Here is a 24,986-nt window from a genome sequence, read left to right as displayed (position 1 = left end):
CCTCAGACGGGCTTGACCATCATCAGCCCGAGGCTGGCGGCGAAGCACAACAGCCCGACCACCGCCAGCCCCAGGCCGAGCCACACGCCCGGCTTGCGACCCGCGACTCTCGATGCTAGCCACAGTCCGCACAGCGAGCCCGGCAAAAAAAGCAGCGAGCTGCCGAGCAGCCAGAGCTGCCCCAGCGGCCGAGCGGCCAGGTGCGCCAGCCACCAGCCGCTGACCGGCAGACCGACCAGACAGAGCAGCAGCAGGACGGCGCACAGCGCGGGCCAGGGCGAGGGGCGCGGCGGGGCCTCCACTGCCGCCTCCTCCGAAGCTTCCTGCGCCGGCTCCAGGTCCGTCGCTACCAGTCCCTGCGCCACCGGCGCCAACACCGCATCCATCTCGGTTTCGCCGCCCGCCTCCGGTGACGCTACCGTGCGGGTACGTGAGCGCCAGCAGAGCCCGGCGAGCGCGAAGAAAGCCACGAACAGCAGCACACCGGCCACGCCGTGGAGCATCTTGAGAAGCGCGAAGTATTCCATTGCTTGCACGTCCTTGTGAGGTCAAACGGATGGCGTTCGTGGCTCAGCCGAGGAACAGCCGGTAGGCCGGGTTGCCGGTCTCGTCCCAGTACGGATAGCCGATGGCGTCGAGGGCCGCCGGCAGCAGGTGACGCTCCCCCGCCGGCACCTGCAGGCCGGCGACCACGCGGCCGTCGGCGGCGCCGTGGTTGCGGTAGTGGAACATCGAGATGTTCCAGCGCCCGCCGAGCTTGCTGAGGAAGTTGAACAGCGCGCCGGGCCGCTCGGGGAACTCGAAGCGCAGCACCACCTCGTCGCTGACATTGGCCGCATGGCCGCCGACCATGTGGCGGATGTGCAGCTTGGCCAGCTCGTCGTTGGTCAGGTCGAGCACCGGAAAGCCCTGCTCGCGCAGGCTGGCCACCAGTTGCTCGCGCGGGTCGTTCTCCGGATGGGTCTGCACGCCGACGAAGATGTGCGCGTGGTCCGGGCGGTTGTAGCGATAGTTGAACTCGGTGATCTGCCGCTTGCCGATCGCCTGGCAGAACGCCTTGAAGCTGCCCGGCTGCTCGGGAATGGTCACGGCAATGATCGCCTCGCGCTTCTCGCCCAATTCGGCGCGTTCGGCGACGTGGCGCAGGCGGTCGAAGTTGATGTTGGCGCCCGAGTCGATGGCCACCAGGGTCTGCCCGCTCGCCCCCTCGCGCTCGACGTAGCGCTTGATCCCGGCCACCGCCAGGGCGCCGGCCGGCTCGGTGATCGAGCGGGTGTCGTCGTAGATGTCCTTGATCGCCGCGCAGATCTCGTCGGTGCTGACGGTGACCACCTCGTCGACGTGGTGCCGACAGATGTCGAAGGTGTGGGCGCCGATCTGCGCCACCGCCACGCCGTCGGCGAACAGCCCGACCTGCGGCAGCACCACCCGCTCGCCGGCGGCCAGCGCCGCCTGCAGGCAGTTGGAGTCCGCCGGCTCGACGCCGATCACCTTGACCTCGGGGCGCAGGTACTTCACGTAGGCGGCGATGCCCGCCACCAGCCCGCCACCGCCGACCGGCACGAAGACGGCATCCAGCCGGCCCGGCTGCTGGCGGAGGATTTCCATGGCCACGGTACCCTGCCCGGCGATCACGTCGGGATCGTCGTAGGGGTGGATATAGACGTAGCCCTTCTCTTCGACCAGCTTCAACGAATAGGCCAGCGCCTCGGGGAAGGCATCGCCGTGCAGCACCACCTTGGCGCCGCGGGCGCGTACCGCCTGGACCTTGATCTCCGGGGTGGTCCGCGGCATCACGATGACCGCCTTGATGCCCAGGTGCTTGGCCGCCAGGGCCACGCCCTGGGCATGGTTGCCGGCCGAGGCGGTGACCACGCCGCGCGCCAGCTCCGCCTCGCTCAGCTGGGCCACCTTGTTGTAGGCACCGCGAATCTTGAAGGAGAACACCGGCTGCAGGTCTTCGCGCTTGAGCAGAACCTGGTTGCCGAGACGCTCGGAGAGCTGGCGGGCGGGCTGCAGGGGGGTCTCCACGGCGACGTCGTAGACGCGCGAGGTGAGGATCTTCTTGACGTACTGTTCGAGCATCGGCGGACATCGGGAAGCAGGAAAGGAATGGGCCAGTCTACCCCGCCGGCATCCCGGCCGACCACCCACCGCTGCGCCGGCGGGCGCCAGGTCGGGACGGACGCGGCTATAATCGCCGCATCTTTCCCATCCGACGAAGACCTCAGCATGACCCAGGACCAGCTCAAGCAGGCCGTGGCCCAGGCCGCCCTCGACCACATCCTTCCGAAGCTCAGCGAGAAAAGCGTCGTCGGGGTCGGCACCGGCTCCACCGCCAACTTCTTCATCGACCTGCTGGCCCGCCACCGGATGGCCTTCGACGGCGCCGTGGCCAGTTCCGAAGCCACCGCTGCGCGCCTGAAAGGCCACGGCATTCCGGTGTACGACCTGAACAGCGTCGTCGAGCTGGAGTTCTACGTGGACGGTGCCGACGAGTGCAACAAGTACCTGGAGCTGATCAAGGGCGGCGGCGCCGCGCTGACTCGCGAGAAGATCGTCGCCGCGGTGGCCAAGACCTTCATCTGCATCGCCGACGAGAGCAAGCGGGTCGATTTTCTCGGCGCCTTCCCGCTGCCGGTGGAGGTGATTCCCATGGCCCGCAGCCATGTCGCCCGCGAGCTGGTCAAGCTCGGTGGCGACCCGGTCTACCGCGAGGGTGTGGTGACCGACAACGGCAACGTGCTCCTCGATGTGTACAACCTGCAGATCACCAATCCCCGGCAACTGGAGACCGACATCAACAACATCGTCGGGGTGGTCTGCAACGGCCTGTTCGCTGCGCGCCCGGCCGACCTGCTGCTGCTCGGCACCGCCAACGGGGTGGAGCGCCTCGAACGCCCGTGACCCGGTGGAACCGGGGCCTGCCCGGACTCAGGGATGCGCCTTGCGAAACACGTAAAAGTGGTTCGGTTCGCCCAGCACGTAAAGATTGCCCTCGGCATCCATCGCCACCCCCTCGGCCTGACGGATGCCGCGGTGCAGACCGTTGAAGCCGCCGAGCAGGGTGATGAAGCTGAACGGCCGCCCCTGACGGTCGAACTCCACCAGCAGCCGCGACTCGTCGGACAGCAGGAGGAAATGCCCGCTGCGCGGGTCGACGCTCACCGAAGACAGGTCGCGCACCGGCAGCTCCTCGCTGGGCAGCGGCTGCAGATCGCCGACCGTCCCGCCCTCGCCGACCGTCAGGCCGAACAGCGTCGGCGGGCGTTCGCGGGCCAGTAGCAGACGGCTGGTCCGCGCATCCCAGCCCAGCCCTTCGAAGCCCTTGTTCCCGGCCTCGGCGAAGCCGAGGTCGTGGCGCTGCGCATCCTGCAGATCGAAGCTGTGCGCGTCCGCCGGCAGACGGAACAGCGCCAGCACGCGGCGGCGCTCGTCGACGATGGCCAGACGCCCGTCGCCGAGCGCCTCCACACCCTCGGGATCGCCGAAGCCGGTGAGGCGGATGCGCCGCAGGACCACGCCGTCGGGGCTGATCTCCGCCAGATGGGGATGCTTGCCGGTGACGGTGAACAGGGTGCCGGTCTGCGGATTCCAGGTCAGGCCGGAGGTTTCGTCCTTCTCCAGACCGTGCAGGCTGGTTTCCAGCGCCAGCCGATAGTCGGGCAGCCAGATGGCGGCGGCGCGCGCCTGCGGGCTCTGCCGGGATTCCTGCCAGGACAGCCGCAGCAGGTCGGGCCAGTGCCAGGCGCGGCCGATCAGCAGCACGACCAGGACGAACAGCGCCAGGGCGATATAGAGCAGCAGGCGCCGATGGCGCGCGCGGGCAAAGGGAAGAGGCATGGATTGGCTTCCGCAGGACAAGGCAGCCCGGAAGCGTGCCAGAACCAGCTTGCTTGAAGATGAAAACGGCCGGACACGGGGCGTGTCCGGCCGGCGATTTCAGAGCACCCGGCCTTCGAAGCGGGACAGGCCGCTCAGCTCCAGCACCAGGCGGTCGCCGCTCTGCAAGGGGCCGACGCCGGCCGGCGTGCCGGTGGACACCACATCGCCCGGCTGCAGGCTGAAATGCCCGGCGATGTGCTGGATCAGCGCGACGATGGGGTTGAGCATGTCGCGGCTGTTGCCGTCCTGACGCACTTCGTCGTTGATGGTCAGGCGGATGCCGATGTCGGCCAGATCCTCGATGGCATCGCCGGAGACGAAGGGCGCCAGCACGTAGGCGCCGTCGAAGGCCTTGGCCAGTTCCCAGGGCAGGCCCTTTTCCTTGAGCCTGGCCTGCACGTCGCGCAGGGTCAGGTCGAGGGCCGGGGCGAAGCCGGAGATGGCGTCGCGCACCTCCTCGGCGCTCGGCCGGTGCGACAGCGGCTTGCCGATCAGCACGGCGATCTCCGCTTCGTAGTGCACCGCGCCGCGGTCTTGCGGGATGGCGAAGCCGCCTTCCAGCGGCACGGTACAGCTGCCGGGCTTGATGAACAGCAGCGGCTCGCTGGGCACCGGGTTGTTCAGCTCCCGGGCGTGTTCGGCGTAGTTGCGGCCGACGCAGACCACCTTGCCCAGCGGGTAGTGGATGCGCGTACCGTCGAGGTATTGGTGCTGGTAACTCATGCAAGGCTCCTTGTGTCTTTATGGCCTGGAATCCATGACGGCGACTCTACGGCAAATCCGCGCGGCGTCGAAGGCCTTTTCGGGCGCAGGCGCCGGCCACAGGCACGGGGCGTGGGTCCCCGGAGCGGGAAAGGACGGGAACGCAGGCCACGCGGGCCTGCGTCCGGGACAGCGGGACGTCAGGCGAAGATCTTGCCGGGGTTCATGATGCCGTTCGGGTCGAACACCGCCTTGACCGCCTTCATGTAGGCGATCTCGGCCTCCGAGCGGCTGTAGCCCAGGTAGTCGCGCTTGGTCATGCCCACGCCGTGCTCGGCGGAGATCGAGCCGGCGTACTTCTGCACGATCTCGAACACCCACTTGTTCACCGTGGCGCACTTGGCGAAGAACTCGTCCTTGTCCATGGCATCGGGCTTCAAGATGTTCAGGTGCAGGTTGCCGTCGCCGATGTGGCCGAACCAGACGATCTCGAAATCCGGATAATGTTCGCCGACGATCGCGTCGATTTCCTTGAGGAAGGCCGGCACCTTGCCGATGGTGACCGAGACGTCGTTCTTGTACGGGGTCCAGTGGGAGATGGTCTCGGAGATGTACTCGCGCAGCTTCCAGAGGTTCTGCAGTTGCTGCTCGCTCTGGCTCATCACCCCGTCCAGCACCCAGCCCTGCTCGACGCAGTGCTCGAAGGTGGCCAGTGCCTGATCGGCGCGCTCGTCGGTGCTGGCCTCGAACTCCAGCAGCGCATAGAAGGGGCAGTCGGTCTCGAACGGCGCCGGCACGTCGCCGCGGGCCAGCACCTTGGCCAGCGCCTTGTCGGAGAAGAACTCGAAGGCGGTCAGGTCCATCTTGTCCTGGAAGGCGTGCAGCACCGGCATGATGGCGTCGAGGTCGGGCGTGCCGAGGACCATGGCGGTGAGGTTGGTCGGCGCGCGATCGAGGCGCATAGTGGCCTCGACGACGAAGCCCAGGGTGCCCTCGGCGCCGATGAACAGCTGGCGCAGGTCGTAGCCGGTGGCGTTCTTGACCAGGTCCTTGTTCAGCTCGAGCAGATCGCCCTTGCCGGTGACCACCTTGAGGCCGGCCACCCAGTTGCGGGTCATGCCGTAGCGGATCACCTTGATCCCGCCGGCATTGGTGCCGATGTTGCCGCCGATCTGGCTGGAACCGGCCGAGGCGAAGTCGACCGGATAGTAGAGACCCTTGTCCGCGGCGAAATCCTGCAGCTGCTTGGTCACCACGCCCGGCTCGCAGACCACGGTGCGGTCGATCTCGTTGAACTGCAGGATGCGGTTCATGTAGTCGAAGGCCACCACCACCTCGCCATGGGCGGCGACGGCGGCGGCGGACAGCCCGGTGCGTCCGCCCGAAGGCACCAGCGCGACCTTGCGCTCGTTGGCCCAGCGGACGATGGCCTGGACCTGCTCTATGCTCTTCGGGAACGCGATGGCCAGCGGGGCGGGGGCGAAATGCTTGGTCCAGTCCTTGCCGTAGGCGTTGAGGGAATCGGCGTCGGTGAGCACCTTGCCGGGCTCCACCAGGGTCTTCAACTCGTCTATCAGGGCAGGATTGGTCATGGGACAACTCTCAAAGGATTCATGGCCGTCCTGAGTACCCTTCAAGTACCAGGAATGGCGGTTTGGCAAGCCCGATATGCTAGCATAGCCGCCCCGTGAGTCGTGCCTCCCGCCGATTTCCGGGCCGGCTGTAGCCCTTTCCGGGCAGCACTACCGACGCTGCCCGCCTACATCGCCACCTACCTCCAGGAAAACAGGTTTACGTAGATGAGCAAGACCTCTCTCGACAAGAGCAAGATCCGCTTCCTCCTGCTGGAAGGCGTTCACCAGACTGCACTGGATACGCTCAAGGCTGCCGGCTACACCAACATCGAGTACCTGACCGGCTCGCTGCCCGAGGAGCAGTTGAAGGAGAAGATCGCCGACGCCCACTTCATCGGCATCCGCTCGCGCACCCAGCTGACCGAGGAGGTCTTCGACTGCGCGAAGAAGCTGGTCGCGGTCGGCTGCTTCTGCATCGGCACCAATCAGGTCGACCTGGAGGCCGCCCGCGAGCGCGGCATCGCGGTATTCAACGCGCCCTTCTCCAACACCCGCTCGGTGGCCGAGCTGGTGCTCGCCGAGGCGATCCTGCTGCTGCGCGGCATTCCCGAGAAGAACGCGGTCTGCCACCGCGGCGGCTGGCTGAAGAGCGCCAGCAACTCCTACGAGATCCGCGGCAAGAAGCTCGGCATCGTCGGCTACGGCTCGATCGGCACCCAGCTTTCGGTGCTGGCCGAGAGCCTGGGCATGCAGGTGCTGTTCTACGACGTGGTGACCAAGCTGCCGCTGGGCAACGCCACCCAGGTCGGCAACCTCTACGACCTGCTCGGCCAGGCCGACATCGTCACCCTGCACGTGCCGGAAACCGCCGCGACCAAGTGGATGATCGGCGAGAAGGAAATCCGCGCCATGAAGAAGGGCGCCATCCTGCTCAACGCCGCCCGCGGCACCGTGGTGGACATCGACGCCCTGGCCGCGGCCATCAAGGACAAGCACCTGAACGGCGCAGCCATCGACGTGTTCCCGGTGGAGCCGCGCTCCAACAACGACGAATTCGTCAGCCCGCTGCGCGGCCTGGACAACGTCATCCTCACCCCGCACGTCGGCGGCTCGACCATGGAGGCCCAGGCCAACATCGGTTCGGAAGTGGCCGAAAAGCTGGTCAAGTACAGCGACAACGGCACCTCGGTGTCCTCGGTCAACTTCCCGGAGGTGGCCCTGCCCTCCCACCCGGGCAAGCACCGTCTGCTGCACATCCACAAGAACATCCCCGGCGTGATGAGCGAGATCAACAAGGTCTTCGCCGAGAACGGCATCAACATCTCCGGCCAGTTCCTGCAGACCAACGAAAAGGTCGGCTACGTGGTGATCGATGTCGACGCCGAGTACTCGGAAATGGCTCTGGAGAAGCTCCAGCAGGTCAACGGCACCATCCGCAGCCGCGTGCTGTTCTGATCGGCCGGCGCCCACCAGCCCCCTGACGACGAAGCTCGTGCCATCCGGTACGGGCCTCGTCGTTTTCAGACCCTACAGCTGCGCGCTGAGAAACACCCACAGCGGCAGGGTCAGCACCGCCAGCAGGGTCGACAGGGTGATCGCCGAGCTGACCACCCCGCTGTCCTCCGGATGGCGAACGAAGCCGAACACGTTCACCCCGCTGGGGCAGGCGGCCATGGCGGTCAGCACCGAACTGGCCAGCGGCCCCAACCCGAGCGCGGCGCACAGGGCGAGCACCGCCAACGGGAACACCAGCAGCTTGGCGAAGACGATGCCGAGCGCCTCGCGGCTGGGAAGCAGGCGGTAATTCGAGAGGTTGACCCCGAGCACGATCAGCGCGCAGGGCAGCGCCGCCTGGCCCAGCCACTGGGTCAGGCGCTCGAGGGGCGCCGGCAGCTGCAGGCCGGAGAGATTCAGCAGCACGCCCAGCAGCAGCCCGACGATCATCGGATTGGCCAGGTTCAGCAGCAGGGAACGGACATTCACGGCCTCCCTGGCAGCCAGCGCGCCATACAGGCTCTGGAAGGAAAACAGCAGCAGGCTGTGGAAGGCCAGCACCGCGAACACGTAAACCAGTCCGGAGTTGCCGAACAGGCTGGCGACCAGCGGAATGCCCACCAGCACGTTGTTGGAGAAGCCGGCGGTCAGGCCGAACGGCGTGGGCCGCCCGCGCAGACGGTGGCCGATCCAATTCACCGCGGCGAAGATGCCCAGGGCCGGCACGAAGTAGGCCAGCAGCAGGGCGGGGGAAAAGCCCTCCTCCAGCGAGGCCTTGGCGATGCCGCTGAACAGCAGCATCGGCATGAACAGCTTGAAGGTCAGGTTGCCCAGTTCCCGGGCGGCCTGGTGGCTCAGCCACTGGCGGCGACCCAGGACGTAGCCCAGCACGATCAGGGCGAAGATCGGCAGAATGGCCTGCAAGACGGTCACGACTGGAGAACTCCGTCAAAGGGGAGGATGGCGGGGCGTCAACGCTGCGCCAGACGCATGATCTGCCGGGCGAAGAAGGCCCCGTGAGAATCACCCCGCACAGCCGGAGCGTCTGCATGGCCAGCACCAGACCGGCATCCGAACGGGTGTCCACGGCGATGATCGCCATGGCATCCAACCCACCGGGGTAGTCGCCAGATAGACCGACAGGAAGTCCTTGCCGAGCAGCAGCGCGATCAGCCAGGCCGACAGCGCGCAGAGCACGATCAGCGCCACCGCGCCGACGATCATCGCCGGCAGACGGCGCCAGACATGGCTGAGCGTCGCGGGATCGAAACGCAACCCGATATAGCAGCCGATCGCCCCATAGGCCAGAGGCGGCAACCAGTCCGGCAGCCCCAGGTGCAGCACGCCGCCCACCTGCAGGGCAGCCCCGACCAGCAGCGGCAAGAGCAGCGCACCGGCCGGCAGGCGCGCGCCAGCCAGCACGCCGAGCGGGATCAGCGCCAGACTCGACCCCAGGTTCACTGGCCCGCCCACCGACGGCAGCACCGCCGCTCCGGCGCCCTCCATGCCGGTCAGATGCCCGACCAGCGCCCCGATCAGCACCACGCAGACCACCCGCACGTACTGCATGGTCGCCACCACGCGGCCGTCGGCGCCGTCCTCCTCGGCCATCGCGACCATCGCCGACGCCGCGCCCGGCGCCATCCCCCAGGCCGCGGTACTGCCGGGAATGCCGCCGAACCAGACCAGCCCCAGACTCACCAGCAGGCTCAGACCCAGGGTCAGCACCGTCGCCAGCAGCATCACGAGCCAGGACTGCGCCAAGGTCAGCAGCACCGACAGGGTCATGGACTGGGCAACCAGGATGCCGACGCAGCCCTGGCCCAGCTTGAAGGCCGGTTTGGGCATGTGGATGGTCGCGCCGCCGACGCCGAAGGCCACGGCCACCAGCATGGGGCCGAGGAACCAGGCGGCCGGCAGGCCCAGGTAACCGAGCAGCCAGCCGCAGGCCCCGGCAGCGGTCAGCAGGGCCAGCCACTGCAGCGCAGCGGGCCAGGTGCGAAGCGGAAAGCGCGGCGACTGCGACAACGCGGTTTCTCCACGGCGAGGATGAGTGTCATCCGTACGAAAATGTACGACCGGGAGAATTATTGACCGCACAATTGATCAGGTCTATCCGACTCAGGGTAGCCATTGGTGGCAACCAATGGTCAGGCCGCGCCGCCGCCCGCTGCCTCCAGCACCGCCAGGGCAGCGGCCGCCTCCGAAAGCTCCTCCTCGCTGAACACCAGCACCCCACGGCGCTTGAGCAGTGCGGCGGTGACGCCCTCGCCGAAGACCCGCCGGCCGCTGAAGCTGCCATCGTAGTTCTCGCGATTGCCGCAAGACGGGCTGCGCGCCTTGAGCACGGCGAGGCGGATGCCGTGGGCCTCGACCAGCTGCAGGGCAGCGCGGGCTCCAGCGACGAAGGCCGCGCCGACATCGGCGCCTTCGACGGTCAGCACGCTGCACTCGCCATCCAGCACCCGGCCACCCTGCCCGCCGGGAATCTCCGCCGGGGGACGGGGCGTCGACAGGCCGCCGGCGACCTCCGGGCAGATCGCCACCAGACGCCCCTGGCGCCGCCACGCCTCGAGCAGGGCGAAGGGGCCGTGAGTGCCGCCGTCGTAGCGAACCCGTTCGCCGAGCAGACAGCAGCTGACCAGGATCTTCTGCATGGCCGGGCTCCGGCGCGGGTCGCGTTTATAGGGGACTGCCGGCGCGCCGGCGGAACCAGCCGGTCAGCGACAGCCGCTCGCGGGTCGCCGGCAGTACTTCGTGCGGGAAGTCCGCCGACATGAAACAGGCGAGGCTGCCGCCCAGCGGCATCACGTCGTGGATCCGCCCGTTCGGCAGGTACAGGCGCAGCTCGCCGCCCTCGTCGGGCTGCCATTCCTCGTTGAGATAGAGCACCACGGTCACCGTGCGGCTGTCGTCGTCGCGAAAGCGGTCGAGATGACGCTGGTAATAGGCACCCGGCGGATAAAGCGCGAAGTGGCATTCGAGCTCTTCCAGACCGAGGAACAGCTCGCGGTTGAGGGTCTGGCGCAGGGATTCCATCAGCGCCAGCCAGGCATCGCCCGGAGCGCACTGGCCGGGCTCCAGCCAGGCGGTGTAGTCGCCGCGCACGCCGTCCTGCACCAATTGCTGGCTGCCGCGGCCGATGGCGGCAGGCGTCAGCTCGCCGGCAGCGGCCCGCGCGCGACACTCCGCCGCCAGCTCTTCGGTCAGCTCCGCAGGCAGGAAGATGCTCTGCTGCGACCAGCCGGGGCCGGCCAGGTCGTCGACGATGCGCAGCAGCAGGGGATGATCGGAAGACATGGGCATGGGCGACATTCTAGCAGGGAGCCTGTCGCCATGGCGCACGGCCCCTCGACTTTTGCGCGCAGGGCCGTCGACAATAATGCCACGAACGACCGGAGCTCCCATGCGCGCCCTCGCCTTCCTCGTCCTCGCCCTGCTCAGCCTGCCCGGCTTTGCCGACGACCACCTGCAGCTCTACCGGAGCGGAGGCTGGCCAGAACAGCGCGAGCACTTCCACGCCGCTCTCGCCGCCGCCCAGCAGCGCTACCGCACCAACCTGCCGCCGGCGATCTACCAAGCCCTGGTCAACAACAGCAACCAGCGCTTCGCCGCCCAGGCCATGGACCGCCGCGCCCTGGCGGCGCTGCGCGCCCGGCTGCCCCAGCCGGGGCCGGCGCTGGCCTTCTTCGAGAGCCCGCTGGGCCGCAAGATCGTCGCCGCCGAAGTCGCCGCCACGCGCAGCGACCAGTTGGCCAAGCACGCCAACGGCCTGCCGCGCATGCAGGCCGACGCCACTCGCCGGCTGCTGATTCGCCACCTGGCGCAGGCCATCCCAGCCGGCGAGGCCGGCGCCGAGCTCAGCCTGGCGCTGGCCGGGGTGGCGGCCGACAGCCTCAGCCAGATGGTGCCCGGTTTCGGCCTGTTCGGCGGCGGCGACCAGACCCTTGGCATGCTCGACAACCAGCGCCAGCGCATTCGCACCGAGATCGAGCAGGATCTCGACAACACCCTGATGTACGTCTATCGGGACCTGACCGACCCCGAGCTGGAGGAATTCGTCGGCTTCGCCGAGTCCCCCGCCGGCCAGGCCTACTACCAGGCCGCCCTCGCCGCCCTGCGCGCCGGTCTGGCGGTCGGACAGCAATAAGTCATTCCAGCCGCTCGCGGAGAAAGGCGAAGTAGCGCTCGCGCAGCGCCTCGCGCTCGTTGGCCAGGTGATGGCGCGCGTCCGGCAGCATCAGCAGTTGCGGGTCGCGGAACTTGCCCTGCAGGACCTCCAAGTTGTGCCGCCAGTCGACGGTCAGGTCGGCGTCGCCCTGGATGATCAGCGGGCTGCGCTCGCTGGGCGCCGCCCCCTCGATCCGCGGAATCCAGCGCGCCAGCGCGCCGACCCAGGCGGTCGGCAGGATGCGCGCCTGCAGCGGATCGCGCTGGATGAAGTCGAGGAAGGCCGGATCGCCGGAGTTGTCGCTGAAACGCCGCGGGATCGAGGCGACGAACGGCCGCAGCGCCCGGTAGCTGAGCTTCGACAGGGTCCAGCTGCGCGGCCGCACCAGCGGCGCGAAGAGAATGGTTTCGCCGACTTCGGGACGCGGCGCGCCGGTCAGCAGGTAGTCGAGCAGGATCGCACCGCCGGTACTCTGTCCGAACAGGTGCCAGGGCTTGGGCAGATCGAGCGCGGCGGCCTCGGCCAGCAGTCCCTGGAACACCGCCTGGTATTCGGCGAAGTCGTCGATGCTGGCCGGCGCGCCGCTGGACAGCCCGTGCCCCGGCAGGTCGCAGGAAAGCACGGCGAAGCCCATGCCCAGCGCCCAGTCGAGCACGTGCCGGTAGAGGCCCATATGATCGTAGTAGCCGTGCAGCAGCAGCAGGGTCGCGCGCGGCCGCTCCGGCCACCAGACCTGGGCGACGATCCGGTAGGGGCCGACATTGAAGCAGCCGAGGCGGCCCTGCACGCCCGGTCGATGCTCGCCCAGGTCGAGCCCGTAGTAGCGGCGGTAAGCCTGGATCTGCGGCGGCTCGTCGCCAGCCGTGGCCAGGGGCTGCAGCAGGGAACGCAGGAGTTCGGGGTGGAAGGACTCTGACATGACACGCTCATCCAAAGAGACGGCGATGCCCGGCCCACCGCGCCCTTCATGCGGCGGGCGCGGCATGGCAAGCTTGGGCATCCTTTTCCCGTCTTTACGCCATGCCCCTCCCGAAGCGCAAGACCCTGCTCGCCCTCCTGCTCGGCATTCTCGGCCTCGCCGTCCTGGCCGCCGCCTACGACTGGTACCGCGACCGCTACCAGCGCACCGTGCTGTTCGACGCCGCCGAGCTGCGCCTGCCCCCCGGTCTGGAAGGCCCCGGGCCGATCCGCCTGGTGCACTTCCACGACCCGGCCTGCCCCTGCAACGTCGGCACCCAGCAGCATCTGGCCGAACTGGTCGAGCGCTACGCCCCGCTGGGGGTGACCTTTCATGCCGTGCAGCGGCCGGGCAGCCGCGGCGGCCTGCCGCCGGCGCTGGCCGCGCTGCAGCCGCTGGCGGCGCGCCCCGGCAGCGAGGGGTTGCCGGCCAGCCCGGCGCTGGCGATCTGGGACCGTCAGGGCCGCCTGGCCTACTTCGGCCCCTACAGCGAAGGGGCGAGCTGTACCTCGGCCAACAGCTTCGTCGAACCGATCCTCGACGCCCTGCTCGCGGGCCGCCCGGTGCGTGCTGGAGGTACCCTGGCCGCGGGCTGCTTCTGCGCCTGGCGGGCGCCCTGACTCAGGGCTCGCCCAAGAGCGCCGCATAGCCCTCGCGGTAGCTGGGATAGTGTGGCGCCCAACCGAGAGCGCGGGCCCTGGCGTTGCTGCAGCGCTTGCTGCCGCCACGCCGGCCGATGCGCTCCGCACTCTCGCCGGTCACGCCCAGTCGCTCGCGCAGCCAGGCCACCACCTCGTGCAGCGGCGCCGGCGCATCGTCCACGCCCAGATAGCAGTCGGCCAGCGGAACGCCACGGGCGTCGGCCGCGAGCAGAAAGGCGAGCAGCCCGGCGGCATCGTCGCGGTGGATGCGGTTACCGTAGAGCGGCAGCGCCGGATCGGCACGCGCGCCGCGGCGCACCTGGCCGAGCAGCCACTCGCGGCCGGGTCCGTAGATGCCGGCCAGACGCACCACGCTGGCCGGCAGGCCGCTGCCCAGGGCCAGGCGTTCGGCCTCCAGCAGGAGCCGCCCGGAGAAACCGGAAGGCTCGGTCGGCGAGCTTTCGTCGACCCACTCGCCGTCCTGCTGGCCGTAGACCCCGGTACTGGAGACGAACAGCAGCCGCCGCGGCCGTTGGCCGTGCTGCGCCAGCCAGTCCAGCACATGGCGCAGGCCCTGCACATAGGCGGATCGGTAGCCGGGCTCATCGTGACGGCTGGCCGCGGCGCTGTAGAGCAGGTAGTCGACCCGCCCCGGCGGCCAGTCCGCCGGGCATTGCGCGCTTTCGAGATCGCCGTGCAGCGGCAGGATCGACGGCGGCAGGGCCGCCACCTGCCGGCGCAGGCCGTGCACGCGCCAACCGGCGGCGGCCAGCCGCTCGCCGAGGCGGCCGCCGACGTCGCCGCAGCCGGCGATCAGCAGTACGGGTGTGGTGGTTTCCATGCGGATCTCCCCCTGCGGCGTCCGCAGGCATAGTTGGTTCTCTGCCACGCAAAGGCTATTCTTGCTGGCGAGCTAATGGATATTCGCTATGACCCTCACCGAACTGCGCTACATCGTCACCCTTGCCCAGGAACAGCATTTCGGACGCGCCGCCGAGCGCTGCCACGTCAGCCAGCCGACGCTTTCGGTGGGCGTGAAGAAGCTCGAGGACGAACTCGGCGTGCTGATCTTCGAGCGCAGCAAGACCGCCGTGCGCCTGACCCCGGTCGGCGAGGGCATCGTCACCCAGGCGCAGAAGGTGCTGGAGCAGGCGCAGAGCATCCGCGAACTGGCCCAGGCCGGCAAGAACCAGCTGGCCGCGCCGCTCAAGGTCGGCGCCATCTACACCATCGGCCCCTACTTGTTCCCGCACCTGATCCCGCAGCTGCACAAGGCGGCGCCGCAGATGCCGCTGTACATCGAGGAGAATTTCACCCACGTGCTGCGCGACAAGCTGCGCACCGGCGAGCTCGACGCGATCATCGTCGCCCTGCCGTTCAACGAGGCGGACGTGCTGACCAAGCCGCTCTACGACGAGCCCTTCTACGCCCTGCTGCCGGCCGACCATCCGTGGACCAAGCTGCGCACCATCGACAGCGAGATGCTCAACGACAAGAGCCTGCTGCTGCTCGGCGAAGGCCACTGCTTCCGCGACCAGGTGCTGGAGGCCTGCCCGTCGCTGCGCAAGAGCGACGAGGCGCACCGCCACACCACGGTGGAATCCAGCTCGCTGGAAACCATCCGCCACATGGTCGCCTCCGGACTCGGCATCTCGGTGTTGCCGTTCACCGCGGTGAACAGCCATCACTATGCCCCGGCGTGCTCGAGGTCCGCCCGCTGACCTCGCCGGTGCCGTTCCGTACGGTGGCCCTCGCCTGGCGCGCCAGCTTCCCGCGGCCCAAGGCGATCGAGGTGCTGGCCGAATCCATCCGCCTGTGCTCGGTGACTCATTCGCCGGCCGGCCCCGCCCAGCAGACGGCATGACCGAGCTGGCGGCGGTTCCGGTCACCGCCCTCAAGGGCGTCGGCGCGGCGCTGGCCGAGAAGCTCGCCCGGGTCGGCCTAGAGACCCTGCAGGATCTGCTGTTCCACCTGCCGCTGCGCTATCAGGACCGCACCCGCATCACCCCGATCGGCGCCTTGCGCCCGGGCCAGGATGCGGTGGTCGAGGGCACGGTGGCCGCCGCCGACGTGGTCACGGGCCGCCGCCGCAGCCTGCTGGTGCGCCTGCAGGACGGCAGCGGCACCCTGTCCCTGCGCTTCTTCCACTTCAGCCAGGCGCAGCAGGATGGCCTGAAGCGCGGCACCCTGCTGCGCTGCTACGGCGAGGTGCGCCCCGGCGCCTCGGGTCTGGAGATCTACCATCCGGAATACCGCGCGCAGAACGGCGACGAGCCGGCGCCGGTCGAGCAGACCCTGACGCCCATCTACCCGAGCACCGAGGGCCTCACCCAGCAGCGCCTGCGCGGCCTGACCGCACAGGCGCTGGCCCGCCTAGGCCCGCACAGTCTGCCGGACTGGCTGCCGGCTGAGCTGGCCCGCACCCATCGGCTCGGCGCGCTGGACGAGGCGATCCGCTACCTGCATCGGCCGCCGCCGGATGCCGACCTCGAGGAGCTGGCCGAAGGCCGCCACTGGGCCCAGCACCGCCTGGCCTTCGAGGAACTCCTGACCCACCAGCTGTCGCTGCAACGCCTGCGCGAAAGCGTGCGTGCCCAGCAGGCCCCGGCCCTGCCGCCGGCCACCCGGTTGCCGGAGGCGTTCCTCGCCAACCTCGGCTTCGCCCCCACCGGCGCCCAGCGCCGGGTCGGCGCCGAGATCGCCCATGACCTCAGCCAGGCGGAGCCCATGCTGCGCCTGGTACAGGGCGACGTCGGCGCCGGCAAGACGGTGGTCGCCGCGCTGGCTGCGCTGCAGGCCATCGAGGCCGGCTACCAGGTGGCGCTGATGGCGCCCACCGAGATTCTCGCCGAGCAGCATTACCTCAATTTCAGCCGCTGGCTGGAGCCCTTGGGCATCGACATCGCCTGGCTGGCCGGCAAGCTCAAGGGCAAGGCGCGCACCACGGCATTGGAGAAGATCGCCGGCGGCAGCCCGATGGTGGTCGGCACCCATGCGCTGTTCCAGGACGAGGTGCGCTTTCGCAACCTGGCCCTGGCGATCATCGACGAACAGCACCGCTTCGGCGTCCAGCAGCGCCTGGCCCTGCGCCAGAAGGGCATCGACGGCCGCCTCTGCCCGCACCAGCTGATCATGACCGCCACGCCCATCCCGCGCACCCTGGCGATGAGCGCCTACGCCGACCTGGACACCTCGATCCTCGACGAACTGCCACCCGGACGCACCCCGGTGAACACCCTGGTGATCGCCGACAGCCGGCGTCTGGAAGTGATCGAGCGGGTCCGCGCCGCCTGCCTGGAGGGGCGTCAGGCCTACTGGGTGTGCACGTTGATCGAAGAATCCGAGGAACTGACCTGCCAGGCCGCGGAAACCACCTTCGAGGAACTCTCCGCGGCCCTCGGCGAGCTGGCCGTCGGGCTGATCCACGGGCGCATGAAGCCGGTGGAGAAGGCCGCGGTGATGGAGACGTTCAAGGCCGGCCGGCTGCAACTGCTGGTTGCCACCACGGTGATCGAGGTGGGCGTGGACGTGCCCAACGCCAGCCTGATGATCATCGAGAACCCCGAACGCCTGGGGCTCGCCCAGTTGCACCAGCTGCGCGGGCGGGTCGGCCGCGGCAGCGCCGCCAGCCACTGCGTGCTGCTCTACCACGCGCCGCTCTCGCAGCTCGGCCGCGAGCGCCTGGCGATCATGCGCGAAACCTCGGATGGCTTCGTCATCGCCGAGAAGGACCTGGAACTGCGCGGTCCCGGCGAGATGCTCGGCACCCGGCAGACCGGCCTCTTGCAGTTCAAGGTCGCCGATCTGATGCGCGACGCCGATCTGCTGCCGGCGGTGCGCGAAGCAGCGCAGACCCTGTTGGTGCGCTGGCCACAGCATGTCAGTCCGCTATTGGAACGCTGGCTGCGCCACGGCCAGCAATATGGGCAAGTCTGAGCCATATTGGCCCAGGTCAGTGCAGTGTCCGACCGACTGGTTATACTCCTCCGACTTTGCCTCATTCGGCAGACGCCTTATAGACGCCTTATGCCCGAAACCATGTCGACCGCCGCCGAGTTGCTGCAACCCCAGCTACCGCAGATCATCCGGGACCTGCTGGACAGACTCGGGCTTCCCGTACGCATCGTGCATGAACGCCCCGGCTCCGCTCAGCCGCGGGTACAGGCCGCGCTGCTCGAAGACGACGTCGGCAGCCTGCTCGTGCTGTTCCCGCGCGACCAGTTGCTCGACCTCAACCGCCTGAAGACGGCCATCGGCCGCACCCTGGCCCCGGCCGAGGCGAGCCTGCGCAAACTGCTCAATCGCGAACGACTGAGCGCGCTACCCGCCCTGCCGCCACTGATCGACGGCCCCTGCCTGTACGACGAACGCCTGCTGCAGGGACCGCATGTGCTGCTCGACTCCGGCCAGCCCCACGTGCTCCTGGAGATCGACAGCGATCACTACCGCAGTCTGCTCGCCGATGCCGCCAGCGCCCGCTTCGGCATCCCGCTGATGCGCCTGCGCCACAACCTGCAGATGCATGCCGAAGATCCGATGGAGGCCGTGCAGGGCTTCACCGCCCGGCGCATCCGCCAGCGCCTGGAGCGCCGGGTGGAGATCCCGCCGCGGCAGAACACCACGCTCAGGATCCGCCAGCTGCACGGCAACCCGCGGGCCTGCAGCGACGACGACGTCACCGACCTGATCGAGACCGATCCGGCCCTGGCCGCCCAGGTGGTCAGCTGGGCCGGACTGGCCGGCACCGCCCGCCATCCGGTGCCGGAGCGGATACTCTCGGTGGAGGACGCCATCGTGCGGGTGCTTGGCTCCGACGTGGTGCTCAACCTGTCGCTCGGCCTGTCCGAGATCAAGCCCGCCGAACGCACCGGAGCCCAGGAGGACCTGACGCCCTACTGGGAGGAAGCCATCTATACCGCCACCCTGATGGACGGCATGTGCCGGGCAATGCCGCGCGGCAAGCGCCCCGAGCCGGGGCTGGCTTACCTGGCCGGGCTGTTGCACAACTTCGGCTACCTGACCCTCGCGCACATCTTCCCCTCCTACTTCAGACTGCTCAGCCAGCACCTGCAGATCAACCCACACGTGCCGCATATCCTGGTCGAACACCACCTGCTCGGCATTACCCGCGAGCGGATCGGCGCCTGGCTGATGGAGCACTGGCGAATGCCCGAGGAACTGGCGATCGCCCTGAGCTACCAGCACGATCCCGACTACCGGGGCCGCCATGCGGTGTACGCCAATCTGGTCTATGTGGCGGTCAACCTGCTGCGCAACCGCGGCATCGGCGGCACGCCGCAGGAGGAGATCCCTCAGCGCTTGCTCGACGAGCTGGGACTGAGCAGACCCAGGGCCGAGGAGGCGCTCGACCGGGTGCTGGCAGCGGAAACGGCACTGCGCGCACTGCTGGCGCATCCGGAATAAGGCGGGGCGGCCCGGGCAAAGCGGACTGGCCGTCCTGCACGGCTGCGACCATACGGCAAGCAGGTTGCACGCTACGCCGAAAGCCGGCCAATGACGGAGCGGAAAAGGGAAACCTACCGGCCGTGGTGCTGGGACCGCTCGGCGGTGGGACGGCAGGGCACCGGCGCCTTCTGTGCCGCCGGTATGAAAAGAGGCAATCGCCCGAACCCCTCCCGCTCGGGCGACATGCCCCTCAGCCGGTCAGTTGACCGCGTCCCGAAGCGATTTGCCCGGCTTGAAGGCGACCGTGTTGCTGGCTCTGATCTTGACCGGCTGGCCGGTCTGCGGATTCTTTCCGGTCCGGGCGCCGCGATGGCGCTGCATGAAAGTGCCGAAACCGACCAGGGTGACGCTGTCCTTGCGGTTCAGCGCGCTGGTGATTTCCTCGAGCATCGCATTGAGTACCCGATTGGCCTGATCCCGGGTGAGATCGGTCTTTTCGGCGATGGCGGCAGCGAGTTCCGGTTTACGCATGATTACCTCTGTGACGTTTCTTGTTGTTGTATCCATACGCTCTTCCCGACACTGCAACGGCTCCGTATCGCAGCGTGTTCAGGGAGGATGGCATGCCCCTCGGGTCTTCGCCAGTCAACCCGCGCCCTTGAGCGGCCCGGGGCGACAGGGCGCCACGCCCGGCCGCGGCGCATGGCAGGGGCACGGCCCGCATGCAATGGCCAAGCTTCAAGGCAGCATCGGAGAAAAGCAGGCAATTCGCATCAAACGATCTCGATCATCTCGAAATCCTGCTTGCTGGCACCGCACTCCGGACACAGCCAATCGGGCGGCACGTCTTCCCAGGGCGTTCCCGCCGCGATGCCCTCCTCCGGAAGGCCACAGACCTCGTCGTAGATGAAGCCGCAGACGATGCATTGCCACTTGCGCATGGTTCGCCTCCCAAGGCCCCGAGTCTCCTCACGCTACTGCAAGTCGTCGGCAGCGCCAAGGCCGGTGCCAGCGTCGGCGGGCGCATACGCAAGCATGGCGACAATCGGCGCCAGGCCCTAGACTCGCTTCCCCGTCCACTCTGCCGGAATGTCCCCGTGACCGCTGCCCCCGCTTTCCACTGGCTCGGCGCCGACCAGCTGCAGCCCACTCTCCCGGCCGTCCTGGCCGACTGGCTGTGCGATACCGGCTCGCTGACCCGCCGGCTGACCGCCCTCTCCGCCGAGCGCTTCGCCGTGACCCCGCTGGCGGAAGGCTGGCAACCCCTGCGCGACGACGAATGCGCCGCCCTCTGCGTGGCGCCCGGCAGCGCGGGCTGGGTGCGCGAGGTCTACCTGCTCGGCGCGGAACGGCCCTGGGTGTTCGCCCGCAGCGTGGCGGTGCGCGCAGCCTTGGAGGATTTCGCCCCGGTGCTGGTCGAGCTGGGCCGCCGCCCCCTCGGCGAGCTGCTGTTCAGCGATCCGGCCTTCGTTCGCGGCCCACTCCAGGCGACCCGCTATCCGCCGGCCTGGCTGCCGGCTGCGGTACGCCGCGCAGGACTCTGGGGGCGGCGCTCCTGCTTCCGGCGCGACACCCTGCGGGTACTGGTGGCGGAGGTCTTCCTACCGGATCTCTGGCGATACCAGGGAATCGACCCGGACGCCTTATAATCCGCCGGAGCCGTCCGGGAGAACCGATCCTATGTACACCGCCCTGCTGCAATCGATGAACCGCCTGCATCCGCGCGCCTGGGACTTCATCCAGCTGATGCGCCTGGACCGGCCGATCGGCATCTACCTGCTGCTCTGGCCGACCCTCTGGGCGGTGTGGATCGCCGCCGACGGCAGGCCGAGCCTGAAACACGTGCTGATCTTCGCCGGCGGCGTGATCCTCATGCGCTCGGCCGGCTGCGTGATCAACGACTTCGCCGACCGCCACTTCGACGGCCACGTCAGCCGCACCCGGCAGCGGCCGCTGGCCACCGGCCGTATCTGTCCGCGCGAAGCCTGGACGCTGTTCGCCGTACTGGTGGCGCTGAGCTTCGGTCTGGTGCTGCTGACCGATCCGACCACCATCGCCCTGTCCTTCGGTGCTCTGGCGGTGGCCTCGCTCTACCCCTTCATGAAGCGCTACACTCACCTGCCGCAACTGGTGCTCGGCGCGGCCTACTCGTGGGGCATCCCGATGGCCTTCACCGCCGCGACCGGCCGCCTGCCGCTCGAGGCCTGGCTGATCTTCGTCGCCAACCTGGCATGGACCGTGGGCTACGACACCTACTACGCGATGACCGACCGCGAGGACGACCTGAAGATCGGCGTGAAATCCACCGCCATCCTCTTCGGTGCCGCCGACCGGGCGATCATCCTCGCCCTGCAGGGCCTGACCCTCGGCCTTCTGCTGCTCGTCGGGATGCGCCAGGGATTCGGCCTGTGCTTCCACCTCGGCCTGCTGGCCGCCGCCCTGTGCTTTGCCTGGGAGTTCGTCGCCACCCGCCGCCGCGAGCCGCAGGCCTGCTTCCGGGCCTTCCTGCACAACCACTGGGCCGGCCTGGCGATCCTGCTCGGCCTGGTCCTCGACTATGCGCTCCGGCCGTAACCGCGTGCCGCCCCGGCCGTCCTGCGGCCGCACCGACCTGTCACACGGCTGCAATAATTCCGTTATCTAATGCGCTGCACTGACAGGAACCACAACGGGACAGCTGCCCATGGCAGGCAAGACAATCCTTATCGTCGACGACGAGGCCCCCATCCGCGAGATGATCGCCGTTGCCCTGGAGATGGCCGGCTACGAATGCCTTGAAGCGGAAAACACCCAGCAGGCCCATGCGGTCATCGTCGACCGCAAGCCCGACCTGATCCTGCTCGACTGGATGCTGCCCGGCACCTCCGGCATCGAGCTGGCCCGCCGCCTGAAGCGCGACGAACTGACCGCCGGCATTCCGCTGATCATGCTCACCGCCAAGGGCGAAGAGGACAACAAGATCCAGGGTCTGGAAGTCGGCGCCGACGACTACATCACCAAGCCCTTTTCGCCGCGCGAACTGGTCGCCCGCCTGAAGGCCGTGCTGCGCCGCACCGGCCCCAGCGACAGCGAAACGCCGATCGAGGTCGGCGGCCTGCTGCTCGATCCGGTCAGCCACCGGGTGACCATCGACGGCAAGCCGGCCGAGATGGGCCCCACCGAATACCGCCTGCTGCAGTTCTTCATGACCCACCAAGAGCGTGCCTACACCCGCGGCCAGTTGCTCGACCAGGTGTGGGGCGGCAACGTCTATGTCGAGGAGCGCACCGTCGACGTGCACATCCGCCGCCTGCGCAAGGCCCTCGGCGAAGCCTACGAAAACCTGGTGCAGACGGTGCGCGGAACCGGTTATCGTTTTTCCACCAAGAGCTGATCCCCGGCGCCGCATCGGCCCGCAGGACAAGGACGCCATACCGTGACACACCACTGGCTCGGTCCGCTGCTGCGCAGCCTCGTGCCGCCCACGGCCGTCGGCCTGCTGCTCGGCCTGTTCGACGGCGACTACGGCTGGTCGCTGGCCGCCGGCCTGGCTACCTACCTCGCCTGGCACCTCTATCAGCTCATCCGCCTGCACCACTGGCTGAAGACCTACCAGCCCGACGAGCCGCCGCCGGACGGCCACGGCCTGTGGGGCGAGGTGTTCGACGGCCTCTACAACATCCAGCGCCGCGACCAGCGCGTGCGCGGCCGCCTGCAGGCGGTGATCGATCGCGTGCAGGAATCCACCGCCGCCCTCAAGGACGCGGTGATCATGCTCGACGCCGAAGGCAACCTGGAGTGGTGGAACCGCGCCGCAGAAACCCTGCTCGGCCTGAAGACCCCGCAGGACAGCGGCCAGCCGATCACCAACCTGGTCCGCCATCCGCAGTTCAAGACCTACATGGAGCAGGGCGATTTCAAGAACGCCCTCGAACTGTCCTCGCCGCTCAACGACCGTCTCCACCTGCAGTTGCAGATCACCCGCTACGGCAACGGCGAGCAGCTGATGCTGGTCCGCGACGTGACCCACGTGCGCCAGCTGGAGCAGATGCGCAAGGACTTCGTCGCCAACGTCTCCCACGAGCTGCGCACCCCGCTGACGGTGATCGCCGGCTATCTGGAGCCGCTCTTGGAGCATGCCGACGAGGTGAACCCGCGCTGGCGCCGCCCCCTGCAACAGATGCAGCAGCAGGCCCAGCGCATGAAGAACCTGCTCGACGACCTGCTGCTGCTGGCCCGTCTGGAGGCCCACGACAACCACCAGCAGAACAGGCAGCCGGTGGCGGTGGAGCCGCTGCTGCAGGCGATCGTGAAGGATGCCCAGGCACTCTCCGGCGAAGGCAACCACCGCATTCTGCTCGACGCCGAGCCGCACCTAGCGCTCAAGGGCAACGAGGCGGAACTGAGCAGCGCCTTCTCCAACCTGGTGTTCAACGCGGTGAAGTACACCCCGGCCGGCGGCGAGATTCGCATCCGTTGGTGGGCCGATCAGGACGGTGCACACCTGAGCGTGCAGGACACCGGCATCGGTATCGAGTCGCGGCACCTGTCGCGGCTGACCGAGCGCTTCTACCGGGTCGACGCCAGCCGCTCGGCGAGCACCGGCGGCACCGGCCTGGGCCTGGCCATCGTCAAGCATGCGCTGATCCACCACAACGGCCGCTTGGAGATCACCAGCGAGCCCGGCAAGGGCAGCCGCTTCACCTGCCACTTCCCACCGACCCAGTTGGCGACGCACCAGGCACTCGGCAACGCCTCTTGAAAGTGCCGACCGACGCCCTAATATGCTTCCTCTTGTCATTCATTTCGCGAACACTTCATGGACCCCTCCCCTAGTACCGGTTTTGCCTATTTCGCCGACCTCGGCCTCATTCTCTTCGCGCTGTTCCTCGTTCTGCTGAACGGCTTCTTCGTCGCCGCCGAATTCGCCATGGTCAAGCTGCGCGCCACCCGCGTGGAGCTGATCGCCGGCCAGCACGGCTGGAGCGGGCAGATCCTGCGCCGCGTGCACAGCCAGCTGGATGCCTACCTCTCGGCCTGCCAGTTGGGCATCACCCTTGCCTCGCTGGGTCTCGGCTGGGTCGGCGAGCCAGCCTTCGCCCACCTGCTCGAGCCGCTCATGGCCAAGCTCGGCATCGACACGCCGGCACTGGTCCACGGGGTGTCCTTCTTCACCGCCTTCTTCATCATTTCCTACTTGCACATCGTGGTCGGCGAGCTGGCGCCCAAGTCCTGGGCGATCCGCCAGCCGGAGCGGCTGTCGCTGTGGACCGCGGTGCCGCTGTACCTGTTCTACTGGCTGATGTACCCGGCGATCTGGCTGCTCAACGCCAGCGCCAACGCCATGCTGCGCATCGCCGGCCAGGGTGGTGCGGACGGCCATCACGAGCACCAGTACAGCCTCGACGAGCTGAAGCTGATCCTCTACTCCAGCCGGGCCCACGATCCCGGCGACCAGGACATGCGCGTGCTCGCCTCGGCGGTGGAAATGGGCGAGCTGGAAGTGGTGGACTGGGCCAACTCGCGCGAGGACCTGGTCTACCTGGAGCGCAGCGCGCCGCTGGACGAGGTCATGAGCACCTTCCGCCGGCACAAGTACAGCCGCTATCCGGTGTACGACGAAAGCGCCGGGCGCTTCGTCGGCGTGCTGCACATCAAGGACTTGCTGATGCATCTGTCCCTGCTGGAAATGCTGCCCTCGGCGCTGAAGCTCGACGAACTGATGCGGCCGATCGAACGGGTCGACCGGCACATGCCGCTGACCGAGCTGCTCGAGCGTTTCCGTCGCGGCGGCTCGCACTTCGCGCTGGTCGAGGAGGCCGACGGCAAGGTGGTCGGCTACCTGACCATGGAGGACGTGCTGGAAGCGCTGGTCGGCGACATCCAGGACGAGCACCGCAAGGCCGAACGCGGCATCGTCGCCTACCAGCCGGGCAAGCTGCTGGTGCGCGGCGACACTCCGCTGTTCAAGGTCGAGCGTCTGCTGCAGATCAGCCTGCCGACCAGCGTCGAGGCCGACACCCTGTCCGGGCTGATCCACGAGACCCTCAAGCGCCTGCCCGAGGAGGATGAAGTACTGGAGACCCAGGGCCTGCGGATCATCGTCAAGAAGATGAAGGGCCCGAAGGTGGTCCTGGCCAAGGTGCTGAGGCTGGCGTGAGGAACAGGCGGGCTGG

23 protein-coding genes and 2 pseudogenes are annotated in these 24,986 nt (G+C 68.3%); 12 read left to right on the top strand and 13 right to left on the bottom strand.

Annotated elements, in window-relative coordinates:
* Nucleotides 1-2 precede the first annotated feature (2 nt).
* Nucleotides 3-527 (bottom strand): DUF2269 family protein, encoded by a 525-nt coding sequence (locus Atro_RS15240; RefSeq protein ID WP_497923564.1) that lies wholly within the window; start codon nt 525-527, stop codon nt 3-5.
* Between the two features lie 43 nt (nt 528-570).
* Complete coding sequence (ilvA, locus tag Atro_RS15235) at nt 571-2,085, bottom strand: threonine ammonia-lyase, biosynthetic (protein ID WP_497923562.1); 1,515 nt, start codon at nt 2,083-2,085, stop codon at nt 571-573.
* Nucleotides 2,086-2,232: 147 nt separating this feature from the next.
* Here ilvA and rpiA point away from each other — a divergent pair, with 147 nt between their 5' ends.
* Nucleotides 2,233-2,907, top strand: coding sequence for a ribose-5-phosphate isomerase RpiA (gene rpiA / locus Atro_RS15230; protein ID WP_497923560.1), 675 nt, complete (start codon nt 2,233-2,235; stop codon nt 2,905-2,907).
* A 27-nt stretch (nt 2,908-2,934) separates the two neighbouring features.
* Here rpiA and Atro_RS15225 read toward each other — a convergent pair whose 3' ends face one another.
* From Atro_RS15225 to Atro_RS15215, 3 genes are all read right to left on the bottom strand, one after another.
* Nucleotides 2,935-3,843, bottom strand: a complete 909-nt coding sequence (locus Atro_RS15225; RefSeq protein WP_497923559.1) for an SdiA-regulated domain-containing protein — start codon at nt 3,841-3,843, stop codon at nt 2,935-2,937.
* 99 nt (nt 3,844-3,942) lie between these two features.
* On the bottom strand, nt 3,943-4,608 hold the full coding sequence (locus Atro_RS15220) for a fumarylacetoacetate hydrolase family protein (protein WP_497923557.1): 666 nt from the start codon (nt 4,606-4,608) through the stop codon (nt 3,943-3,945).
* A 179-nt stretch (nt 4,609-4,787) separates the two neighbouring features.
* Nucleotides 4,788-6,179, bottom strand: a complete 1,392-nt coding sequence (locus tag Atro_RS15215) for a D-2-hydroxyglutarate dehydrogenase (RefSeq protein ID WP_497923556.1) — start codon at nt 6,177-6,179, stop codon at nt 4,788-4,790.
* A 207-nt stretch (nt 6,180-6,386) separates the two neighbouring features.
* Here Atro_RS15215 and serA point away from each other — a divergent pair, with 207 nt between their 5' ends.
* On the top strand, nt 6,387-7,616 hold the full coding sequence (gene serA, locus Atro_RS15210) for a phosphoglycerate dehydrogenase (RefSeq protein ID WP_497923555.1): 1,230 nt from the start codon (nt 6,387-6,389) through the stop codon (nt 7,614-7,616).
* Between the two features lie 72 nt (nt 7,617-7,688).
* On the opposite strand, the gene Atro_RS15205 is transcribed toward serA, so the two are convergent.
* From Atro_RS15205 to Atro_RS15190, 4 genes and pseudogenes are all read right to left on the bottom strand, one after another.
* Entirely contained in the window at nt 7,689-8,588 is a 900-nt protein-coding gene (locus tag Atro_RS15205) for an AEC family transporter (protein WP_497923553.1), read from the bottom strand.
* 38 nt (nt 8,589-8,626) lie between these two features.
* Nucleotides 8,627-9,683: pseudogene (locus Atro_RS15200) on the bottom strand (AbrB family transcriptional regulator).
* A 122-nt stretch (nt 9,684-9,805) separates the two neighbouring features.
* Nucleotides 9,806-10,312: a 2-thiouracil desulfurase family protein gene (locus Atro_RS15195; RefSeq protein ID WP_497923552.1), complete on the bottom strand. Its 507-nt coding sequence runs from the start codon at nt 10,310-10,312 to the stop codon at nt 9,806-9,808.
* 25 nt (nt 10,313-10,337) lie between these two features.
* Nucleotides 10,338-10,970: a 2OG-Fe(II) oxygenase gene (locus Atro_RS15190; RefSeq protein ID WP_497923550.1), complete on the bottom strand. Its 633-nt coding sequence runs from the start codon at nt 10,968-10,970 to the stop codon at nt 10,338-10,340.
* A gap of 91 nt (nt 10,971-11,061) precedes the next feature.
* Here Atro_RS15190 and Atro_RS15185 point away from each other — a divergent pair, with 91 nt between their 5' ends.
* Nucleotides 11,062-11,805 (top strand): DUF2059 domain-containing protein, encoded by a 744-nt coding sequence (locus Atro_RS15185; RefSeq protein WP_497923548.1) that lies wholly within the window; start codon nt 11,062-11,064, stop codon nt 11,803-11,805.
* A 1-nt stretch (nt 11,806) separates the two neighbouring features.
* On the opposite strand, the gene bipL is transcribed toward Atro_RS15185, so the two are convergent.
* Nucleotides 11,807-12,745, bottom strand: coding sequence for a phospholipase BipL (gene bipL, locus Atro_RS15180; RefSeq protein ID WP_497923546.1), 939 nt, complete (start codon nt 12,743-12,745; stop codon nt 11,807-11,809).
* Nucleotides 12,746-12,846: 101 nt separating this feature from the next.
* On the opposite strand from bipL, the gene Atro_RS15175 reads away from it, so the two are divergent.
* On the top strand, nt 12,847-13,404 hold the full coding sequence (locus Atro_RS15175) for a DUF6436 domain-containing protein (RefSeq protein ID WP_497923544.1): 558 nt from the start codon (nt 12,847-12,849) through the stop codon (nt 13,402-13,404).
* A gap of 1 nt (nt 13,405) precedes the next feature.
* Here the strand turns inward: Atro_RS15175 and Atro_RS15170 are convergent, their stop codons facing one another.
* Entirely contained in the window at nt 13,406-14,266 is an 861-nt protein-coding gene (locus tag Atro_RS15170) for an NAD-dependent epimerase/dehydratase family protein (RefSeq protein ID WP_497923542.1), read from the bottom strand.
* 88 nt (nt 14,267-14,354) lie between these two features.
* Between Atro_RS15170 and Atro_RS15165 the strand changes: the two are divergent.
* From Atro_RS15165 to Atro_RS15155, 3 genes and pseudogenes are all read left to right on the top strand, one after another.
* A pseudogene (locus tag Atro_RS15165) lies at nt 14,355-15,289 on the top strand (hydrogen peroxide-inducible genes activator).
* Nucleotides 15,286-17,361 carry an ATP-dependent DNA helicase RecG gene (gene recG, locus Atro_RS15160; RefSeq protein ID WP_497923541.1) on the top strand — a complete coding sequence of 692 codons (2,076 nt, stop codon included), beginning with the start codon at nt 15,286-15,288 and terminating at the stop codon, nt 17,359-17,361. The pseudogene Atro_RS15165 and the gene recG overlap by 4 nt, the downstream one beginning before the upstream one ends.
* A 90-nt stretch (nt 17,362-17,451) precedes the next feature.
* Nucleotides 17,452-18,849 carry an aminoacyl-tRNA deacylase and HDOD domain-containing protein gene (locus Atro_RS15155; protein ID WP_497923539.1) on the top strand — a complete coding sequence of 466 codons (1,398 nt, stop codon included), beginning with the start codon at nt 17,452-17,454 and terminating at the stop codon, nt 18,847-18,849.
* Between the two features lie 240 nt (nt 18,850-19,089).
* On the opposite strand, the gene Atro_RS15150 is transcribed toward Atro_RS15155, so the two are convergent.
* Both Atro_RS15150 and Atro_RS15145 read right to left on the bottom strand, forming a co-directional pair.
* Nucleotides 19,090-19,398 (bottom strand): HU family DNA-binding protein, encoded by a 309-nt coding sequence (locus Atro_RS15150; RefSeq protein WP_497923537.1) that lies wholly within the window; start codon nt 19,396-19,398, stop codon nt 19,090-19,092.
* 206 nt (nt 19,399-19,604) lie between these two features.
* The gene (locus Atro_RS15145) at nt 19,605-19,772 is read right to left on the bottom strand and encodes a rubredoxin (protein ID WP_497923535.1); all 168 of its coding nucleotides are present in this window, start codon (nt 19,770-19,772) and stop codon (nt 19,605-19,607) included.
* A 156-nt stretch (nt 19,773-19,928) separates the two neighbouring features.
* On the opposite strand from Atro_RS15145, the gene Atro_RS15140 reads away from it, so the two are divergent.
* The 5 genes from Atro_RS15140 (at nt 19,929) to Atro_RS15120 (ending at nt 24,970) form a co-directional block, all read left to right on the top strand.
* Nucleotides 19,929-20,480: a chorismate--pyruvate lyase family protein gene (locus Atro_RS15140; RefSeq protein ID WP_497923533.1), complete on the top strand. Its 552-nt coding sequence runs from the start codon at nt 19,929-19,931 to the stop codon at nt 20,478-20,480.
* Nucleotides 20,481-20,511: 31 nt separating this feature from the next.
* The gene (gene ubiA / locus Atro_RS15135) at nt 20,512-21,405 is read left to right on the top strand and encodes a 4-hydroxybenzoate octaprenyltransferase (RefSeq protein ID WP_497923531.1); all 894 of its coding nucleotides are present in this window, start codon (nt 20,512-20,514) and stop codon (nt 21,403-21,405) included.
* Between the two features lie 109 nt (nt 21,406-21,514).
* Nucleotides 21,515-22,204 (top strand): phosphate regulon transcriptional regulator PhoB, encoded by a 690-nt coding sequence (gene phoB / locus Atro_RS15130; RefSeq protein WP_497923529.1) that lies wholly within the window; start codon nt 21,515-21,517, stop codon nt 22,202-22,204.
* A gap of 42 nt (nt 22,205-22,246) precedes the next feature.
* Complete coding sequence (gene phoR / locus Atro_RS15125) at nt 22,247-23,572, top strand: phosphate regulon sensor histidine kinase PhoR (protein ID WP_497923527.1); 1,326 nt, start codon at nt 22,247-22,249, stop codon at nt 23,570-23,572.
* 57 nt (nt 23,573-23,629) lie between these two features.
* Complete coding sequence (locus Atro_RS15120; protein ID WP_497923525.1) at nt 23,630-24,970, top strand: hemolysin family protein; 1,341 nt, start codon at nt 23,630-23,632, stop codon at nt 24,968-24,970.
* The last annotated feature ends 16 nt before the right edge of the window (nt 24,971-24,986 follow it).

Source organism: Azotobacter tropicalis, from assembly GCF_059739045.1.
Note: the sequence above shows the minus strand (reverse complement) of the source record. Positions and strands in the feature narration are given on the sequence as shown.

Coding starts and splice junctions, on each gene's coding strand:
- Atro_RS15215 (WP_497923556.1), bottom strand. CDS start 6,179: ATGACCAATCCTGCCCTGATAGACGAGTTGAAGACCCTGGTGGAGCCC.
- Atro_RS15190 (WP_497923550.1), bottom strand. CDS start 10,970: ATGTCGCCCATGCCCATGTCTTCCGATCATCCCCTGCTGCTGCGCATC.
- Atro_RS15150 (WP_497923537.1), bottom strand. CDS start 19,398: ATGGATACAACAACAAGAAACGTCACAGAGGTAATCATGCGTAAACCG.
- Atro_RS15120 (WP_497923525.1), top strand. CDS start 23,630: ATGGACCCCTCCCCTAGTACCGGTTTTGCCTATTTCGCCGACCTCGGC.
- Atro_RS15195 (WP_497923552.1), bottom strand. CDS start 10,312: ATGCAGAAGATCCTGGTCAGCTGCTGTCTGCTCGGCGAACGGGTTCGC.
- rpiA (WP_497923560.1), top strand. CDS start 2,233: ATGACCCAGGACCAGCTCAAGCAGGCCGTGGCCCAGGCCGCCCTCGAC.
- bipL (WP_497923546.1), bottom strand. CDS start 12,745: ATGTCAGAGTCCTTCCACCCCGAACTCCTGCGTTCCCTGCTGCAGCCC.
- Atro_RS15225 (WP_497923559.1), bottom strand. CDS start 3,843: ATGCCTCTTCCCTTTGCCCGCGCGCGCCATCGGCGCCTGCTGCTCTAT.
- Atro_RS15155 (WP_497923539.1), top strand. CDS start 17,452: ATGCCCGAAACCATGTCGACCGCCGCCGAGTTGCTGCAACCCCAGCTA.
- ilvA (WP_497923562.1), bottom strand. CDS start 2,085: ATGCTCGAACAGTACGTCAAGAAGATCCTCACCTCGCGCGTCTACGAC.
- Atro_RS15220 (WP_497923557.1), bottom strand. CDS start 4,608: ATGAGTTACCAGCACCAATACCTCGACGGTACGCGCATCCACTACCCG.
- phoB (WP_497923529.1), top strand. CDS start 21,515: ATGGCAGGCAAGACAATCCTTATCGTCGACGACGAGGCCCCCATCCGC.
- Atro_RS15170 (WP_497923542.1), bottom strand. CDS start 14,266: ATGGAAACCACCACACCCGTACTGCTGATCGCCGGCTGCGGCGACGTC.
- Atro_RS15175 (WP_497923544.1), top strand. CDS start 12,847: ATGCCCCTCCCGAAGCGCAAGACCCTGCTCGCCCTCCTGCTCGGCATT.
- recG (WP_497923541.1), top strand. CDS start 15,286: ATGACCGAGCTGGCGGCGGTTCCGGTCACCGCCCTCAAGGGCGTCGGC.
- serA (WP_497923555.1), top strand. CDS start 6,387: ATGAGCAAGACCTCTCTCGACAAGAGCAAGATCCGCTTCCTCCTGCTG.
- Atro_RS15240 (WP_497923564.1), bottom strand. CDS start 527: ATGGAATACTTCGCGCTTCTCAAGATGCTCCACGGCGTGGCCGGTGTG.
- ubiA (WP_497923531.1), top strand. CDS start 20,512: ATGTACACCGCCCTGCTGCAATCGATGAACCGCCTGCATCCGCGCGCC.
- Atro_RS15145 (WP_497923535.1), bottom strand. CDS start 19,772: ATGCGCAAGTGGCAATGCATCGTCTGCGGCTTCATCTACGACGAGGTC.
- Atro_RS15185 (WP_497923548.1), top strand. CDS start 11,062: ATGCGCGCCCTCGCCTTCCTCGTCCTCGCCCTGCTCAGCCTGCCCGGC.